At 69.8% G+C, this 15,898-nt stretch carries 13 protein-coding genes; 9 read left to right on the forward strand and 4 right to left on the reverse strand.

Annotated features, from left to right (window positions below):
* The first annotated feature begins 300 nt into the window (after positions 1 to 300).
* The 5 genes from ACFY3V_RS15195 (at position 301) to ACFY3V_RS15215 (ending at position 5,900) form a co-directional block, all read left to right on the forward strand.
* A complete protein-coding gene (locus ACFY3V_RS15195; RefSeq protein WP_389773645.1) occupies positions 301 to 1,608 on the forward strand; it encodes a hypothetical protein in 1,308 nt (435 codons plus the stop codon).
* The gene (locus ACFY3V_RS15200) at positions 1,593 to 2,234 is read left to right on the forward strand and encodes a DUF4129 domain-containing protein (RefSeq protein ID WP_350946494.1); all 642 of its coding nucleotides are present in this window, start codon (positions 1,593 to 1,595) and stop codon (positions 2,232 to 2,234) included. Before ACFY3V_RS15195 ends, ACFY3V_RS15200 begins: the two co-directional genes overlap by 16 nt.
* The gene (locus ACFY3V_RS15205) at positions 2,231 to 3,499 is read left to right on the forward strand and encodes a DUF4350 domain-containing protein (protein ID WP_389773647.1); all 1,269 of its coding nucleotides are present in this window, start codon (positions 2,231 to 2,233) and stop codon (positions 3,497 to 3,499) included. Before ACFY3V_RS15200 ends, ACFY3V_RS15205 begins: the two co-directional genes overlap by 4 nt.
* Positions 3,500 to 3,609: 110 nt before the next feature.
* On the forward strand, positions 3,610 to 4,533 hold the full coding sequence (locus ACFY3V_RS15210; protein WP_350946616.1) for a MoxR family ATPase: 924 nt from the start codon (positions 3,610 to 3,612) through the stop codon (positions 4,531 to 4,533).
* Positions 4,534 to 4,535: 2 nt separating this feature from the next.
* Complete coding sequence (locus ACFY3V_RS15215; RefSeq protein ID WP_362906251.1) at positions 4,536 to 5,900, forward strand: DUF58 domain-containing protein; 1,365 nt, start codon at positions 4,536 to 4,538, stop codon at positions 5,898 to 5,900.
* Positions 5,901 to 6,072: 172 nt separating this feature from the next.
* Here ACFY3V_RS15215 and ACFY3V_RS15220 read toward each other — a convergent pair whose 3' ends face one another.
* Positions 6,073 to 7,068: a stage II sporulation protein M gene (locus tag ACFY3V_RS15220; RefSeq protein WP_350946491.1), complete on the reverse strand. Its 996-nt coding sequence runs from the start codon at positions 7,066 to 7,068 to the stop codon at positions 6,073 to 6,075.
* A 37-nt stretch (positions 7,069 to 7,105) separates the two neighbouring features.
* Between ACFY3V_RS15220 and ACFY3V_RS15225 the strand changes: the two genes are divergently transcribed.
* Positions 7,106 to 8,101 carry an RDD family protein gene (locus ACFY3V_RS15225; RefSeq protein ID WP_389773651.1) on the forward strand — a complete coding sequence of 332 codons (996 nt, stop codon included), beginning with the start codon at positions 7,106 to 7,108 and terminating at the stop codon, positions 8,099 to 8,101.
* A gap of 171 nt (positions 8,102 to 8,272) precedes the next feature.
* Here ACFY3V_RS15225 and ACFY3V_RS15230 read toward each other — a convergent pair whose 3' ends face one another.
* Together ACFY3V_RS15230 and ACFY3V_RS15235 are read right to left on the reverse strand one after the other, a co-directional pair.
* Positions 8,273 to 9,661, reverse strand: a complete 1,389-nt coding sequence (locus ACFY3V_RS15230; RefSeq protein ID WP_389773654.1) for an LVIVD repeat-containing protein — start codon at positions 9,659 to 9,661, stop codon at positions 8,273 to 8,275.
* 232 nt (positions 9,662 to 9,893) lie between these two features.
* The gene (locus tag ACFY3V_RS15235) at positions 9,894 to 11,309 is read right to left on the reverse strand and encodes a hypothetical protein (protein ID WP_362906247.1); all 1,416 of its coding nucleotides are present in this window, start codon (positions 11,307 to 11,309) and stop codon (positions 9,894 to 9,896) included.
* A 396-nt stretch (positions 11,310 to 11,705) separates the two neighbouring features.
* Between ACFY3V_RS15235 and ACFY3V_RS15240 the strand changes: the two genes are divergently transcribed.
* Positions 11,706 to 12,368 (forward strand): DUF305 domain-containing protein, encoded by a 663-nt coding sequence (locus ACFY3V_RS15240; RefSeq protein WP_362906245.1) that lies wholly within the window; start codon positions 11,706 to 11,708, stop codon positions 12,366 to 12,368.
* 456 nt (positions 12,369 to 12,824) lie between these two features.
* On the opposite strand, the gene ACFY3V_RS15245 is transcribed toward ACFY3V_RS15240, so the two are convergent.
* Entirely contained in the window at positions 12,825 to 13,466 is a 642-nt protein-coding gene (locus tag ACFY3V_RS15245) for a DUF305 domain-containing protein (RefSeq protein ID WP_362906243.1), read from the reverse strand.
* A 305-nt stretch (positions 13,467 to 13,771) separates the two neighbouring features.
* Here ACFY3V_RS15245 and ACFY3V_RS15250 point away from each other — a divergent pair, with 305 nt between their 5' ends.
* Together ACFY3V_RS15250 and ACFY3V_RS15255 are read left to right on the forward strand one after the other, a co-directional pair.
* Positions 13,772 to 15,559, forward strand: coding sequence for a hypothetical protein (locus ACFY3V_RS15250; RefSeq protein WP_362906241.1), 1,788 nt, complete (start codon positions 13,772 to 13,774; stop codon positions 15,557 to 15,559).
* A gap of 105 nt (positions 15,560 to 15,664) precedes the next feature.
* On the forward strand, positions 15,665 to 15,898 hold a 234-nt coding region (locus tag ACFY3V_RS15255; RefSeq protein ID WP_389773658.1), incomplete at its 3' end, for a hypothetical protein.

Genomic DNA, 15,898 nt, shown 5'->3' on the forward strand with positions numbered 1-15,898 from the left:
AAATCGGTCGATCATCGAAGATTACCCTCGTCCGCCTACTGGATGACACCGGCCAACGACGGGGCGTCCAACTGACGAATTTTAGGCGTACTCAACGTAAAACGCGCAGTTACGCCCCCCACGGCCGCCGCCGACCCGGTGACTGCGGGCACCGGGCGGTGATGACCACGTTCACAGTCTGCGGTAAACCACGGTGTCTCGGCCATCCCTCCGGCATCTCCACCCTCCTTCAGGGGGACGAAACGTTCGTGTGATCACCCGATCACCACGGATGGTGTGTCCACATGCCAGGATTGGGATATGTCAGACGGTCACGGCTCCAGTCCCGGCGATCCCGGCACGCCCACGGGCTGGGCGTCCAACCAACCCCCGCCGTACGGCAACGCCCAGGGATCCCCGTGGACCGCCCCCGGCCCCGCGCCCGATCCTCCCGCGCCGCCGCAGGGGCCCCCTCAGGGACCCTGGCAGCCCCACGGCCAGGCACCATACGGGCAGCCGCCGCACCAGCAGCCGTACCAGCAGGGCCCCTACGGGCCGCCGCCGTACGGCGCGCACATGCCGCCTCCCGCGATGCGCCCCGGCATCATCCCGCTGCGGCCGCTCGGCGTGGGCGACATCCTCGACGGGGCGATCAAGCTGATGCGCTCCAACCCCAAGAGCGTCCTGGGCCTGTCGGCGATCGCCGCCGCGCTGGGCGCGATCCCCCTCGCGATCGGGCAGGTGATCGCGCTCGAATCCATCACCCCGCTCCTGGAGAACCCGAACGCGGCCCCCGACGAGGGGAGTTTCCTCTCCCAGTACGGCGGCAGCCTGCTCTCCTACGCGATCCAGTTCGTCGCCGTGACGCTGCTCACCGGCGTGATCACCCGCATCCTGGGCCGCGCGGTCTTCGGCGGCAAGATGACGGCCGGCGAGGCATGGACGCTGACCCGGAGCCGGGTGCCCACGCTGTTCGGGCTCGTCGTCGTCAACCTCGTGATCCTGCTCGTCCCGATGGCCATGATCATCGGCGTGTTCTTCGCGCTCAGCTCGGCGGGGGCCGGTGTCGGGGTGATCGCGATCGTGGGCGTGGTGGCGGTATTGGCCTACGTGGCCTACGCCTTCTTCGTCAGCACCCGGCTGGTGCTCGCCCCCGCGGCCGCGGTGCTGGAGCGGCGCGGCGTCGTCGACTCGTTGCTCAGGTCCTGGCACCTCGTCTCCGGCGGCTTCTGGCGAACGCTCGGCATCGTGATCCTCACCCAGATCATCGCGTTCCTCGTCGGCCAGCTGCTCTCCTTCCCCTTCGTCCTGGGCGGGAGTTTCCTCGTCCTCCTCGGCGAGAGCTCGGACGGCGCGCGGATCGCCGCGGCGATCCTCATCGCGGTGGGCGTCACCCTCGGCTCGATGATCACCTATCCCCTCCAGGCAGGGGTGAACGGCCTGCTCTACGCCGACCGGCGGATGCGCTCCGAGGCGTTCGACCTGGTGCTCCAGACCGCGGCGATCGAGCAGCGGCGACAGGGCTGGGTCCACGCGTCGGCCGACGATCTGTGGGACCCCTCCATCACACCCGCGGGCCCCGCGCGGCACGAGCCCCCCGGCCAGGGAGCCCCGTGGCCCCATTCCTGACGTCCCCCGTCGACATCGGGCGCGAAGAGGCGCGGCGCCAGGCGATCCAGGAGCTGCTCAGATCCGAGTACGCCAAGGAGTCCCTGCTCGACCGCGTCTGGCGCAACATCAACCAGTTTCTCGGCGACCTGCTCGACCAGGAGTCCATGGGCACCGTCGGCAGCCTGGCGGCACGGGCGGCCCTGCTCGTGATCGTGATCGGGATCGTCGTCGCGCTGCTCCTGGTCGCCCGCAGGACCGCCGGGGGCGGCGGCACCCGCGAGGGCGGGATCTTCGGCGACCGCCGCCTCAGCGCCGCCGAGCACCGCGAGGCCGCCGAGCGGCTGGCGGCGGAGGCCCGATGGGCCGAGGCGGTCCGCGAACGGCTCCGTGCCGTCGCCCGTGATCTGGAGGACCGCGTGATCATCGACCACACCCCCGGTCGCACCGCCGACGAGCTCGCCGTGGAGGCGGGCCGAGCCCTGCCCGCGCTCGCCTCCGAACTCGCCGCGGCGGCGCGGGTGTTCGACGACGTGACCTACGGCGAGGTGCCCGGCACGCCCGAGGCGTACGGGATCATGCGCGACCTCGACGAGCACCTGCGCACGGCCCGCCCCGCGCCCGTCGTACGGGCGGACGCGCCATGAGCCTCGCCCCGCCGGGAAGGACGGGATCGGCCTCCGCCGAGGACGCTGGGAACCCTGGGAACCCTGGGAACCCAGGGAACGCTGAGAACCCAGGGAACGCGACGCGGGCCTCCGCGACGACCTCCACCTCGCCGACCGCGGGCGGCCTCTGGCGCGGCGGCAGGGGCATCCTGCTGGTGGCGCTCCTCGTGGTCGCCGTCGCCGTCGCCGGCGTGCTGCTCGGAGGCTCCGGCGGACCGGAAAGACCCCTCGACCCCGCCGACACCTCGCTCTCGGGAGGCAAGGGCCTGGCCCGGCTGCTGCAGGCGAACGGAGTGCGGGTCACCCGGGTCACCTCGGCCGAGGAGGCCGCGTCGCTGGCCGAGCAGGCGGGCCCCGAGGGCAGCACCCTTCTGGTGGGCCGGACCTTCCCGCTCGACGAGGACGAGGCGGAGCTGCTCGCCGCCGCCCCCTCGGACCTGCTGGTGGTGGGCGTACCCGAGCACCTGGACCTGCTCGCGCCCGGGGTGGCCCCGGTGGGTGAGGCGCGGGCGCGCTCCCGCGAGCCCCGGTGCGCGCTGCCGGCCGCGACGAGGGCGGGCAGCGCCTACAGCGGCGGCGTGACCCTCACCCTGCCCGCCGGGGCGATCGGCTGCTACCCGGCGGGCGGGAAGCCCACCCTGGTCTCCCACAGCGTGGGGGACCGGACGGTCACCGTCGCGGGCGACGCGCAGTTCATGACCAACCTGCGGCTCGCCGAGGACGGCAACGCCGCGCTGGCGACGAACCTCGCCGGCGGGCGGCCCACCCTGCTCTGGCTCACGCCTCCCGAGGCCACCCCCCAGGCGGGCGACCGCAGGGAGGGTTTCTACGACCTGGTCCCCCCAGGGGTCAAGTGGGCCGTGGTCCAGGTGTTCCTCGCGGTGCTGCTGCTCGCGCTCTGGCGGGGCCGCAGGCTCGGTCCCGTGGTGGCCGAGCGGCTGCCCGTCGTCGTGCGGGCGGCCGAGACCGTCGAGGGACGTGCCAGGCTCTACCGGGCACGGCGGGCCCGCGACCGGGCCGCCGCGGCCCTGCGCGCGGGCTTCACCGACCGGGTCACCCCCCGCCTCGGGCTGCCACCGGGGACCGGCCCCGACGCGCTGGTGAACGCGATCGCCGAGCGGACCGGCCAGGCGGCGTCGCACGTCGGCGCCGCCCTGTACGGACCTCCGCCGGTCGACGAGGCGGGGCTGGTAGCCCTTGCCGAATACATGGACATCTTGGAAAGGCAGGTCGGAAAGTCGTGACCACACCACCGGGGAACGACGGTCTCACCGAGGCGGCCTCCGTCGCGAGGACCGCGCCCGGCGCATCCGCCGTACCCGCCGCGCAGAGCGCGGACCAGGCCAGGGAGGCGCTGGGAGCCCTGCGCGCCGAGGTCTCCAAGGCGGTCGTCGGCCAGGACGCCGTGGTCACCGGGCTGGTGATCGCGCTGCTCTGCCGGGGCCACGTGCTGCTCGAAGGCGTGCCCGGCGTCGCCAAGACCCTGCTCGTCAGGACACTGTCGGCGGCGCTCTCACTCGACTTCAAGCGGGTGCAGTTCACCCCCGACCTCATGCCGGGCGACATCACCGGCTCGCTGATCTACGACGCGAAGACGTCGGAGTTCGAGTTCCGCGAGGGGCCGGTCTTCACGAACCTCCTGCTCGCCGACGAGGTGAACCGCACGCCGCCGAAGACGCAGGCCGCGCTGCTCGAGGCGATGGAGGAGCGTCAGATCAGCGTGGAGGGGGCGGCGCGCGCGCTGCCCGACCCGTTCATCGTGGCCGCCACCCAGAACCCCGTCGAGTACGAGGGCACCTACCAGCTGCCCGAGGCGCAGCTCGACCGGTTCCTGCTCAAGCTGACCGTCCCGCTGCCGCCTCGCGACCAGGAGATCGCGGTGCTGGAGCGGCACGCGCTCGGCTTCGACCCGCGCGACCTCTCGCACGTCAAGGCCGTGGCAGGCGCCGCCGACCTCGCCGCGGGACGCGCGGCGGTCGGCAAGGTCCACGTGGGCCCCGAGGTGCTCGGCTACATCGTGGACATCGCGCGGGCGACCCGCCAGTCGCCCTCGCTCCAGCTCGGTGTCTCCCCGCGCGGCGCCACCGCGCTGCTCGCCGGGGCGCGGGCCTGGGCGTGGCTGTCCGGCCGCACCTACGTGACGCCCGACGACGTCAAGGCGCTGGCCAGGCCCGCGATGCGGCACCGGATCCAGATACGTCCCGAGGCTGAGCTGGAGGGCGCGACCGCCGACGGCCTCATCGACGCCATCCTCGCCTCCGTCCCCGTCCCCCGCTGACCATGGCGCTGACAGGACGGGCCGCGCTGCTGGCGCTGCTGGGCACCCTGGCCGTGCTGTTCGCCCCCCGGCCCGGGCTCGCCGTGGCCGGGGTGGCGCTGCTGATCGTGGCGCTGGTCGCGGTCGACCTGCTGCTGGCCGGGAGCGTGCGCCCGCTGCGCTTCACCCGCTCGGGCGAGCGGCTGGTACGGCTCGGCGAGTCGGTCACGGTCGAGCTGATCGTGGAGAACCCCGGCCCACGCAGGGTGCGCGGCGTGCTCAGGGACGCCTGGCCGCCCTCCGCGGGCGCCACGCCCCGGCACCTGCCGCTGGACGTTCCCCCCGGCGAGCGCCGCCGGCTGGTCACGACGCTCACCCCCACCCGCAGGGGCGACCGCGAGGCGGTCACGGTGACGGTGCGGACGCTGGGCCCGCTGGGTGTGGCGGCCCGCCAGGGCTCACACCGGGTGCCCTGGTCGGTCAGGGTGCTGCCGCCGTTCCTCAGCCGCAAGCACCTGCCCGCCAAGCTGTCCAGGCTCAGGGAGCTGGAGGGCCGGCACCCGTCGATGATCCGGGGGCAGGGCACCGAGTTCGACTCGCTGCGGGAGTACGTGGTCGGCGACGACGTCCGCTCGATCGACTGGCGGGCCACCGCGCGCCGCGACGACGTCGTGGTCCGCACCTGGCGGCCCGAGCGTGACCGCCGGGTGCTGATCGTGCTCGACACCGGCCGTACCTCGGCCGGACGGGTGGGCACCGCCCCGATCCCGTTGGCCGGGGAGGTGCCGAGGACCGGCGCCGGGAGCGGGTCGCGGGTCGTGCCCGGCTGGCCCCGCCTCGACTGGTCGATGGACGCGGCGCTGCTGCTGGCCGCCCTCGCCTCCCGGGCGGGCGACCGGGTCGACTTCATGGCCCACGACCGGGGGGTGCGCGCCTGGGTGTCCGGCACCGGCCGTACGGAGCTGCTGTCGTCCCTGGTCAACACCATGGCCCCGATCGAGGCCGAACTGGTCGAGGCCGACTCCGCGGGGATGGTCGCGGCCGTCATGGCGCGGGCCAGGCGACGTTGCCTGGTCGTCGTGCTGACCGACCTCAACCCGGCGGCGCTTGAGGAGGGGCTGCTGCCCGTCCTTCCCCGCCTCTCCTCGCGGCACCTGGTGCTCCTGGCCGCCGTCTCCGACCCCCAGGTGGCCGAGATGGCCGCCGGGCGCGGCACCTCCGAGCTGGTCTACGGCGCGGCGGCGGCCGAGCATCTGCGCGCGGGACGGCGCAGGATCACCACCCTGCTGCGCCGTCAGGGGGTGGAGGTCGTGGACACCGCCCCCGACCAGATCGCCCCGGCCCTCGCCGACGCCTACCTGGCGCTGAAGGCGGCCGGGCGGCTCTGAGCCGCCCCGGCACGCACCGGTGCCCAGTCGGCCGCCCGGAGCCTCGGGGGTTCGACGCCCGGGGCCGCGTGGCGCTCACGCGGCACTCCGAGCCACCGGAGTCCGGCCTGGGCCGGGCACTCCGCCGGGGCCGAACGCTCAGCCGGCGCGCTCAGCCGGGGCCGCGGAACGCTCAGCCGGCGCTCGGAGCCAGGTCGGGGGCACGTTCGATGTCCCCGCTCTCGCCCGCGGCCACGGCGCGGCGGCCGAAGAAGATCACGTAGGCGAGGAACGCGACCTCCGCGACCACCCCGATGCCGATCCGCGCCCAGGTGGGCAACCCCGAGGGCGTGACCAGGCCCTCGATCAGCCCGGAGACGAACAGCACCACGACCAGGCCGAGGGCCACGCTCATCACGGCTCTGCCCTGCTCGGCCAGAGCCTCCGTGCGCCTGCGCGGACCGGGGTCGACGACCGTCCAGCCGAGGCGCATGCCGACGGCAGCGGCGAGGAACACCGCGGTCAGCTCCAGCAGGCCGTGCGGGGTGATCAGCCCGAAGAAGATGTCGAGCTTGCCGCGCGAGGCCATCAGCCCGGCGGAGACGGCCACGTTGAGCGCGTTCTCCCACAGGACGTACGGGATCGGCAGGCCGAGCAGGACGGACATCATGATGACCTGCATCGAGACCCAGGCGTTGTTGACCCAGACCTGTCCGGCGAACGAGGTCGCCGGGTTCTCCGAGTAGTAGTCGGCGAAGTCGTGCTCGACGAGTTGGGTGATCTCCTCGGGGGTGGCGATCGCCGCCTGGACCCCGGGGTTCTCCCCCACCCAGACCGCGACGACCGTGGAGACCAGCAGGAACGCGACGCCCGTGGCCAGCCACCAGCGACGGGCCCGGTAGGCGACCACCGGGAAGGAGACGGTGAAGAAGCGGACGAACTCCCGCCAGGCCGGGGTGTGCGCCCCGGTCACCGCGGAGCGGGCTCGGGCGACGAGCGCCGACAGGCGGCCCACCAGGATGGGATCGGCGGAGGCCGAGCGGACGAGGGACAGGTGCGTGGCCACCCGCTGGTAGAGGTCGACCAGCTCGTCGACCTCGGCGCCGTCCAGCGAGCCGCGACGCCGGACCAGATCCTCGAGACGATCCCAGGCGGGCCGGTGCGCGGTGACAAAGGCGTCGATGTCCACGCGATCAGCCTATCCAGTCGAAGGTAGGGTGCTGGTTGTGTCCGATGTCGTAACCGGCGAGGCCGTGGTCGTCGAGGTCCGCGTGGCCCAGCTCCCGAGCAGGGCCGCGGCACTGCTGATCGACATGGCGATCCAGATCGTGACCCTGCTGGGGGCCTCCCTCCTCGTCGGCAACCTGGGATTCCTGGACGATCCGGCGCTGACGACGATGGTCTACATCGTGCTCACCGTGCTCGTGGTCGTCGGCTACCCGGTGACCTTCGAGACGCTCACGCGTGGGCGCAGCCTGGGCAAGCTCGCGCTGGGGCTGCGGGTCGTCAGCGACGACGGCGGTCCCGAGCGGTTCCGGCAGGCCCTGTTCCGCGGGCTGGCGGGGGTCCTGGAGTTCTGGATGCTCAGCGGTGCCCCCGCGCTGATCAGCTCGCTGATCTCGGAGAAGGGCAAGCGGCTCGGCGACGTCTTCTCCGGCACCATCGTGATCTCCGAGCGCGTCCCGCGGCAGTACGGGCCGCCGCTGGACATGCCGCCGATGCTCGCCCCGTGGGCGGCGACGCTGGAGCTGTCGCGGCTGCCCGAGCAGGTGGCGGCCACCGCACGGCAGTACCTCATGCGCTGGCACGACCTCGCCCCGGCCGTCCAGCACGAGATGGGCGTGCGCATCGCCACCGAGATGTCGGCCTTCGTCTCCCCGCCCGCCCCGCCGGGTGTGCCGCCGTTCGCCTACCTGACCGCCGTCCTGGCCGAACGCCGTCGCCGCGAGCAGGCGCGCCTGGCTCGGCGAACCGGCGGGCACCGGCCGGAGCGGCAGTGGACAGGTCAGCCGCACCCTCCCGCCCCGTACGCCGCTCCGTACGTCCCTGTTCCTTACGCGCCTCCCGGATCGGCGCCTCAGCCCGATCACCGGCCGTCGCAGCCGCGGATCCCCCTGCCGTTTCCGGCGGGGTCGCCCCACCCGGCACCTCCCCCGCCCACGTCCCCGCCTCCCGCGCGGCGGCCCGACTCCACGCCCGGCGGCTTCGTCCCCCCAGCCTGACCTGACGGCTTCCGCACCCTCACCTCCCCGCAGGCGGGCACTCACGCCGGTGAAGAGCGTCGTGCCCGATCACAGGACCGGAGCACGGAAAAGGGGCGGCGGGAAGGCCCACCGCCCCTCACGTACGCCTCGCGGGCGACCGCGTCCCCTCGGGGGCGGCCGCTCGGACGGTCAGTGGTGGCCGTGCTCTCCGTAGGAGGCCTGGGTCTGCACGTTCAGCCGGTCCATCCGGACGTTCTTGGCCGGGTCGGTGCGACGGTCGTCGATCCTGAGGACGTCCAGCCCTCGGTAGAAGTCGCTGGCGTAGACATAGCCGTTGTAGTAGTACGCCGACCAGATGCCGCCGCCTCCGCCGTCGGGCTCGGGGCCGCGCTCGAAGTAGCCGATCTCCTTCGGACGGGCCGGGTCGCTGAGGTCCACGAAGGAGACGCCGCCCTGGTACCAGGCCTGGACCATGATGTCCTTGCCCTTGACCGGGATGAGCGAGCCGTTGTGCGCGACGCAGTTCTCGCTGTCGGCCTGGTGGCGAGCGATCTTGAAGTAGCTCTTGAAGACCAGCTTGCCGCGCTTGATCTCGTAGATGGCGTCGGCGCCGCGGTTCGGGCCGATCGCCTCGTTGCAGGTCGCCGCGCCGCCACCGCCGAGCTCGTCGGTGAAGATGACCTTGTCGCCCCTGTTGTTGAACGTCGCCGAGTGCCAGAACGCGAAGTTCGGGTCGGTGGTCCGCGCGGTGATCACCGGGTTCTCCCGGTCGGAGATGTCGAACAGGACGCCGTCACCCATGCAGGCCCCGGCCGCGATGTTCTTCTCCGCGTAGACGGTGATGTCGTGGCAGCCGCTGGTCGGCAACAGCAGGCCCGGCTGCGTCTCGTTGCCCCCGTCGGGGAAGATGACCGGCGTCTTGACCACGGCGGCGGCGGTCGGGTTGCGCAGCGGCACCTTGATGATCGAGATCTTGTCGTGCGGCGGCAGGCAGTCGGGGAACGTGTCGCTCGGGTTGTAGGAGGAGACGTAGAGGTAGACGTTCTTGCGGTCCCCGGTTTTACCGGGAACAAGGGTCAGGGTGTGGGAGCCGCAATTGGTCTCGACCGACTTGATGTACTTGGGGTTTTTCTTGTCCTTGATGTCGAAGATCCGGACACCCTCCCACGACTCCTTGACGCTGGCCGGTTGGCCGACGCTGTTACAGGAGTCGTCGCTGCGGGAGTTGTCGACCGCGGCGAACAGCAGGTCGTCGTAGACCGACACGTCCATCTGGGAGCCGGGGCACAGGACGCCGCTGACCAGCTTGGCGCGCTTCGGGTTGCTGATGTCGTAGATCGAGAAACCGCCGTAGTTGCCGACGTAGGCGTAGTTGCCCTGGAAGGCGATGTCGCTGTTGACGGTGGTCTCAAGGCCGGGAAGCTTGGGCAGGGTGCCGACGTGTGTCACGTTGGGGCTGGTGACGACCTCGCCGGGTGGAGGGATGTCGGCGGCCTGGGCCGAGACCGTGGACGTCAGCATCGCGGCGGCCGTGGCCACCACCGCCAACGTCCGGGCGACCCTTCGGGGAGCGAACACTGCGGGTGCCTCCTTGAAGCGGACATAAGGCATGCATAAATTAGCAAACCGTCCACCTTGACGCCCGAGTCAACATCACGTGACTTTGTCACAATAAAATTTAATTCAACCTCTTTACTTACGCTCCAGAAAAGTTTATGGTCTTACCCCTTTTGTGGCCCACCGCCGGGTTCCGGCGCGAGCGACGGTCGCCGGGCGCCCGTCCGGCGCCCGGCGACCGTCACATCAGAGGTCAGTGCCCCTTGTTGTCGGGCTGGTAGGAGTCCTGAGTCTGCGGGTTCAGGTCCTTGAACTTGACCTTGTCCGCCTTGTCGAGGCGAGCGTCATTGATCTTCAGAACGTCAAGACCAAGGTTGAAGTCGCTGCCGTAGACGTGGCCGTTGTAGTAGTACGCCGACCAGAAGCCACCGCTGAGCCGGTGGGCACTGTCGGGGCCGCGCTCGAAGAAGGCGATCTCCTGCGCGTTGGCCGAGTCGGTGAAGTCGACGACCGAGATGCCACCCTGGTACCAGGCCTGGACCATGATGTCCTTGCCCTTGACCGGGATGAGCGAGCCGTTGTGCGCGACACAGTTCTCGGTGTCGTCCTGGTGGCGGGGGATCTTGAAGTAACCCTTGAAGGCGAACTGGCCGTCCTCGATGTCGTAGTAGGCGTTGGCGCCGCGGTTCGGGCCGATCGCCTCGTTGCAGGTGGCCGCGCTGCCGCCGCCGAGCTCGTCGGTGAAGACGACCTTGGTGCCCTTGTTGTTGAACGTCGCCGAGTGCCAGAACGCGAAGTTCTCGTCGTCACGGACCGTGGCGGTGACCTTCGGGTCGACCGGGTTGGAGATGTCCATCAGGATGCCCTCGCCCATGCAGGCGCCGGCCGCGATGTTCTTCTCCGCGTAGACGGTGATGTCGTGGCAGCCGCTCGTCGCCGAGGTGCGGTAGGGGTACGGCAGGCTCTCGCCCGGGTTACCGCCGTCCGGGAACAGAACCGGCGTGGCGACGACCTCGGCGGCCGTCGGGTTCTTCACCGGCACCTTGATGATCGAGATCTTGTCGTGCGGCGGCTGGCAGTCCGGGAACGACGCGTTCGGGCTGTAGGAGGAGACGTAGACGTAGACGTTCTTCTTGTCACTGCCCTTGCCGGGGACGAGAGTCAGGGTGTGCGAGCCACAGTTGGTCTCGACCGCCTTGACGTACTTGGGGTTCTTCTTGTCGCTGACGTCGAAGATCCGGACACCCTCCCACGACTCCTTGATCGCGGCGCTCTGGCCGACGCTGTTACAGGAGTCGTTGTTGCGCGAGGAGTCGACCGCGGCGAAGAGCAGGTCACCATGGACGGACAGGTCCATCTGGCCGCCGGGGCAGACCACCGAGCTGACCACCGAGGTCTTCTTCGGGTTCTTGATGTCGTAGATCGAGAAGCCGCTGTAGTTGCCGACGAAGGCGTAGTCGCCCTGGAACGCCATGTCGGTGTTGATGTCTGTCAGGTTGGCCGGCTTGGGCACGTTGGTGACGTGCTCGACGTTCTCGCTCTTGGCGATCTCGCCCGGCGCCGGAATGTCAGCGGCCTGCGCGGGTACCGCGGCCAGAACCGTGGCGACGGCGACCCCGGCCACGAACAGGAAACGGCTGGTCAAGCCCTTCCCAGGGGGGGTGGACACTATGTACCTCCTTGATCCATGCACTGATAAAGCGTGCATAAATGTCTGAATCGTCCATCCTGTACGGCCAGTCACGCAAGCTGTCACAGTGTCAGCAACTGTTTTCGACATGCGGCCTTTACGGACAGCACCCGGAAGGGTTACGGTCTTGCGGCACTGGACATACGGCCCAAAACATCCCGTATCTCCCGCATGGGCCCCTCTCCTCGTGTCGGCCGACCCGTTAGGGTTGGGGTGTTCCGCGGCGGCCACGGTGGACGTGGCGTTCCAGACGGGACGGGACATGCCGTGTGGGCGTGGAGCTGCGGAGCTTTGGACGTGCCCGACCCGCGGATCGACAGATCCCACCGGGGCCGGAAGCCGATATCCCCGGCTCTCGGGCCGCGGAAGGACGTAATGGACATTCACGAAGGAGGCCGGGTGCGCGTCGCGCTCATCGCCGTAGTCGCCGCCCTGTCTCTCAGCGCGTGCACCTCGGAGCCCGAGGCCCCCGCGACCCCCGAGGCCGCCCAGGCCTCGGCGCCGGTGATCGTCCCGGGCAGGCCCGGTGAGGCCGCCAGGACCGTCGACCCGAGCGAGGCCGCCACGCTCGTGCCCTCGCCCACCATGAACGCGGCCGACGTGAAGTACCTCCAGGACATGATCGTTCACCACCGCCAGGCCCTCGACATGGCCACCCTCGCCCCGACCAGGGCCGAGCACACCAGGCTCAAGGGCCTCGCCTCCCGCATCAAGGACGCGCAGGGGCCGGAGATCCAGTTCATGACCACCTGGCTCCAGCAGCAGGGGCAGCGGGTTCCCGAACACCATGCCGGACACGGCGACATGCCCGGCATGGCCACGCCGGAGCAGATGGAGGCGCTCAAGGCCGCCTCGGGCAAGGACTTCGACCGGCTCTTCCTCCAGCTCATGATCGCGCATCACCAGGGCGCCCTCGCGATGTCCGAGCAGGTCCTGACCTCCGGCTCACACGTGCGGGTCGAGGAGCTGGCCAACGACATCTCGGTCACCCAGACCGCCGAGATCCGCAGGATGCGGGAGATGCAGGCCGAGCTCTGACTCGCCCCCTTCGTGGACGGCTCGCGAGGATCGCACCGCTCTTCGCCTCCGCCGGACGCTCATCCCTGAGCACGCACCCGGCGCGGACCGCCGTCGCCTTGACCGTACGTCGTAGCCCCACGGCAGGGCGTCCAGCGCCTCGACCGGATCAACTCCGGCCATAGAACGAACACGGAATGGACACGGAACAGGCACGAATCGGCGAATCAGCGAGTCGTCCGCCCCGACAATTAGGCCGACAAATCATGACTTTGCCGGAACAAAATTTGATTCACCCCTTTACTTGATCCTCAGAAAAATTTACAGGCTACCTTCTTTCCTGTTCGCCCCCTCTTGGGCGACGGCCAATATCAAAGATCGGTGACCATTGTCCTCGTCGCCGGAACAGCCGCCCGCCCGCGCCTTTCCCGCCCCCTCCCCGGGCGAACGCGCCCCGGCCGGGAGGGGGAACGACGATCAGCCTGAAGCGGGACCGCCCAGCTGGGCGAGGAGCTTCTGCATGCGGTCGATCTCGATGCGCTGGTCGGCGTCGACGTGGGAGGCGTAGGTGAAGATCTCCGTTTCCTGGCCGCCACCGTCGGCGAACAGCTTCTCGACCATCTGGAGCGCGCCCGTGTGGTGGATGATCATGTATTGCACGAAGAGCCGGTCGAAGTCCTTGCCCGTGGCCTTCTTCAGCTCGGCGAACTGCTCCTCGTTCAGCATCCCGGGCATGAGCTCCCCACCTGCGCCGGAGTGATCGTGGTTCGCGTCCGGCACCTTCTGGTCGCGGTCCTGGAGCCAGCGTCGCATCAGCGCGACCTCGTCCTCCTGGGACGCCTGCATCCGCTGGGCGATCAAAGTGATGTCCCGGTTCTTGCTGCGGGAGGGCACCAGGTCGGTCATCCGCAGCGCCTGGGCGTGGTGCGGGATCATCCCCTGCATGAAGAGCACGTCGGCGGCGGTGAACAGGGTGTCCGCGACCGTTGGCATCGAGGAGGCGGCGAGCGTCTGCCCGCGATCTCCCGGGGCTCCCGGCTGAACGATCACCGGAGCGGCCGACGCCTTGGGCGACTCCGTGGTGCATCCGGCGAGCATGCCGACCGCGATCACGAACATGCTTACATTTCGCCATTTGGGCAGTGAAGTCATTATGTGAACCTCTTGCACCCTTCTAGGTAGCGGCCATCCGGAACAGTAGATATGTCAGGGTATAGAACATCAAGGCCACTTCCGTTACAGTTCGGCGTGTAACACCAAAGTGGATCTCCCCCCCAGCTGGCGTCACAAAGAGGCACCGGCAGATCCCGGGTCGCCCTTCGCGATAGATCACCTAGGGAGGGGATGCCCGAAAGAAAGGGAAGCGGCCCGTGAGAGGTAGCCGTTCGGCGCGTGGGGGACGTGCCAGACTACAAAAGCTCGGGATGATCGCGATAGGTGCGGTGTTGGCAGGACTCCTGCCGGCCACGGCCTCCGCGGCGGCCGACGTCGACCCCCGCATCGGTCTTGGTGCCGGATGGTTGGACGCCCAGGAAGCCATCAGCAACCTGGAGAAGACCGCGCACCTGGACAGGCCGGAGGGCTTCTACAACCCCTCCAGCCCAGGTAGCGGCTCGTACCTCAACTCCGACCTGGCGTTCAGTGGGAACTACGCGTTCTCCGGTAACTACAACGGTTTCAACATCTACGACATCTCCACGGGCAGCACGCCCGTTCTGAAGACGTCGGTGGTCTGCCCCGGCGGGCAGGGCGACCTGTCGGTGCAGGGGAACCTGCTCTTCATGTCGGTCGAGGAGACCCGCGGTCGGATCGACTGCGGCACCCAGGGGGCCACCGGAACCGTCAACCCCGACCGGTTCCGCGGCGTCCGTATCTTCGACATCAGCGACATCGAGCACCCGACGCAGGTGGCGGCGGTGCAGACCTGCCGTGGTTCGCACACGCACTCGCTGGTGACGAGCAAGAACGAGCCGGAGAACCTGTACGTCTACGTCTCCGGAACCTCCAGCGTGCGCTCCGGCCAGGAGCTCGCGGGCTGCGCCAACACGGCGGCGACCGACCCGGCCACCTCGCTGTGGCGGATCGACGTCATCCGGGTTCCGCTCGCCGCTCCGCAGAACGCCGCGGTCGTGAGCAACCCCCGGCTCTTCACCAACGAGGAGACCGGCGCGATCAACGGGCTGCAGAACACGCCGCCCACCCCGCAGCACCCGGCCGGCACCAACTGGTCGCCGTCACCGGTCACCAACCAGTGCCACGACATCACGTCGTACCCGGAGATCGGTCTCGCCGCCGGCGCCTGTGCGGGTAACGGCATCCTGATCGACATCTCGGACCCGACGAACCCGAAGCGGATCGACGCGGTCTCCGACCCCAACTACGCGTACTGGCACTCGGCCACCTTCAACAACGACGGCACGAAGGTCGTCTTCACCGACGAGTGGGGCGGCGGCTCCGGTGCGCGCTGCCGGACCACCGACCTGCCGTCGTGGGGTGCGAACTCGATCTACGACATCGTCGACGGCAAGCTCGTCTTCAGGAGCTACTACAAGCTCCCGGTGCCGCAGACGACGGCGGAGAACTGTGTCGCGCACAACGGGTCGCTCATCCCGGTCCCCGGTCGTGACGTCATGGTCCAGGCCTGGTACCAGGGTGGCCTGTCGGTGTTCGACTTCACCGACTCCGCCAACCCCAAGGAGATCGCGTTCTTCGACCGCGGCCCGGTCAACGCGTCCTCGCTGGTCACCGGCGGCTTCTGGTCCGCCTACTGGTACAACGGCCACATCTACGGTAACGAGATCGTGCGCGGTTTCGACACCTTCAAGCTGAAGCCGAGCGAGTCCCTCACCCAGGCCGAGATCAACGCCGCGGCGGCCGTGAAGACCGACAGGATCAACCCGCAGAACCAGACGAAGTTCACCTCCGGTCTCTCGGTGGCCCTCACCGCGCAGGCTCGTTGCGTGGGTACCACGGCGCACCTGGCGGTCACGGCCGTCAACAACGGCACCGTGCCCGCCGACATCGCCCTGTCCACCCCCTACGGTTCCAAGACGTTCGCCAACGTGGCCCCGGGCAAGCAGGCCTACCAGTCCTTCAACACCCGGACCGCGCAGCTCGCCGCCGGCACCGCGACCGCCACGGGCGCCGCGACCATCGGCGGCCAGGCGGTAACCGCCGACCACAACGCCGCCTACAACACGCTCAGCTGCTGACCCGACCTCAACGGCGACACAGCACACACCCTTGAACGTCGCCACTTTCAACCGGGGCCGGCCGACAGACCGGCCGGCCCCGCCCCCCATAAACGGAGCAAGCCCATGAAGACCACCCGCACCACCCGGGTCATCGCCGCGTCCCTGCTCGGCCTCGCCCTCGCCGTCACCGCCGCCCCCGCGATGGCCTCCGCCGACCCCGACGAGGGCATCGAGGTCTCGGTCAACATCGCCCCCGTCCAGGCTCCCGGCGAGGTCTCCATGACCGTCGCCGACAACAACGGCGTCACCCTCACCGAGAACGGCACCAACGCCGCCGCCCGCCAGTTCACCGGCACC

This window comes from Streptosporangium sp. NPDC000095 (assembly GCF_042899335.1).
Classification (GTDB): domain Bacteria; phylum Actinomycetota; class Actinomycetes; order Streptosporangiales; family Streptosporangiaceae; genus Streptosporangium.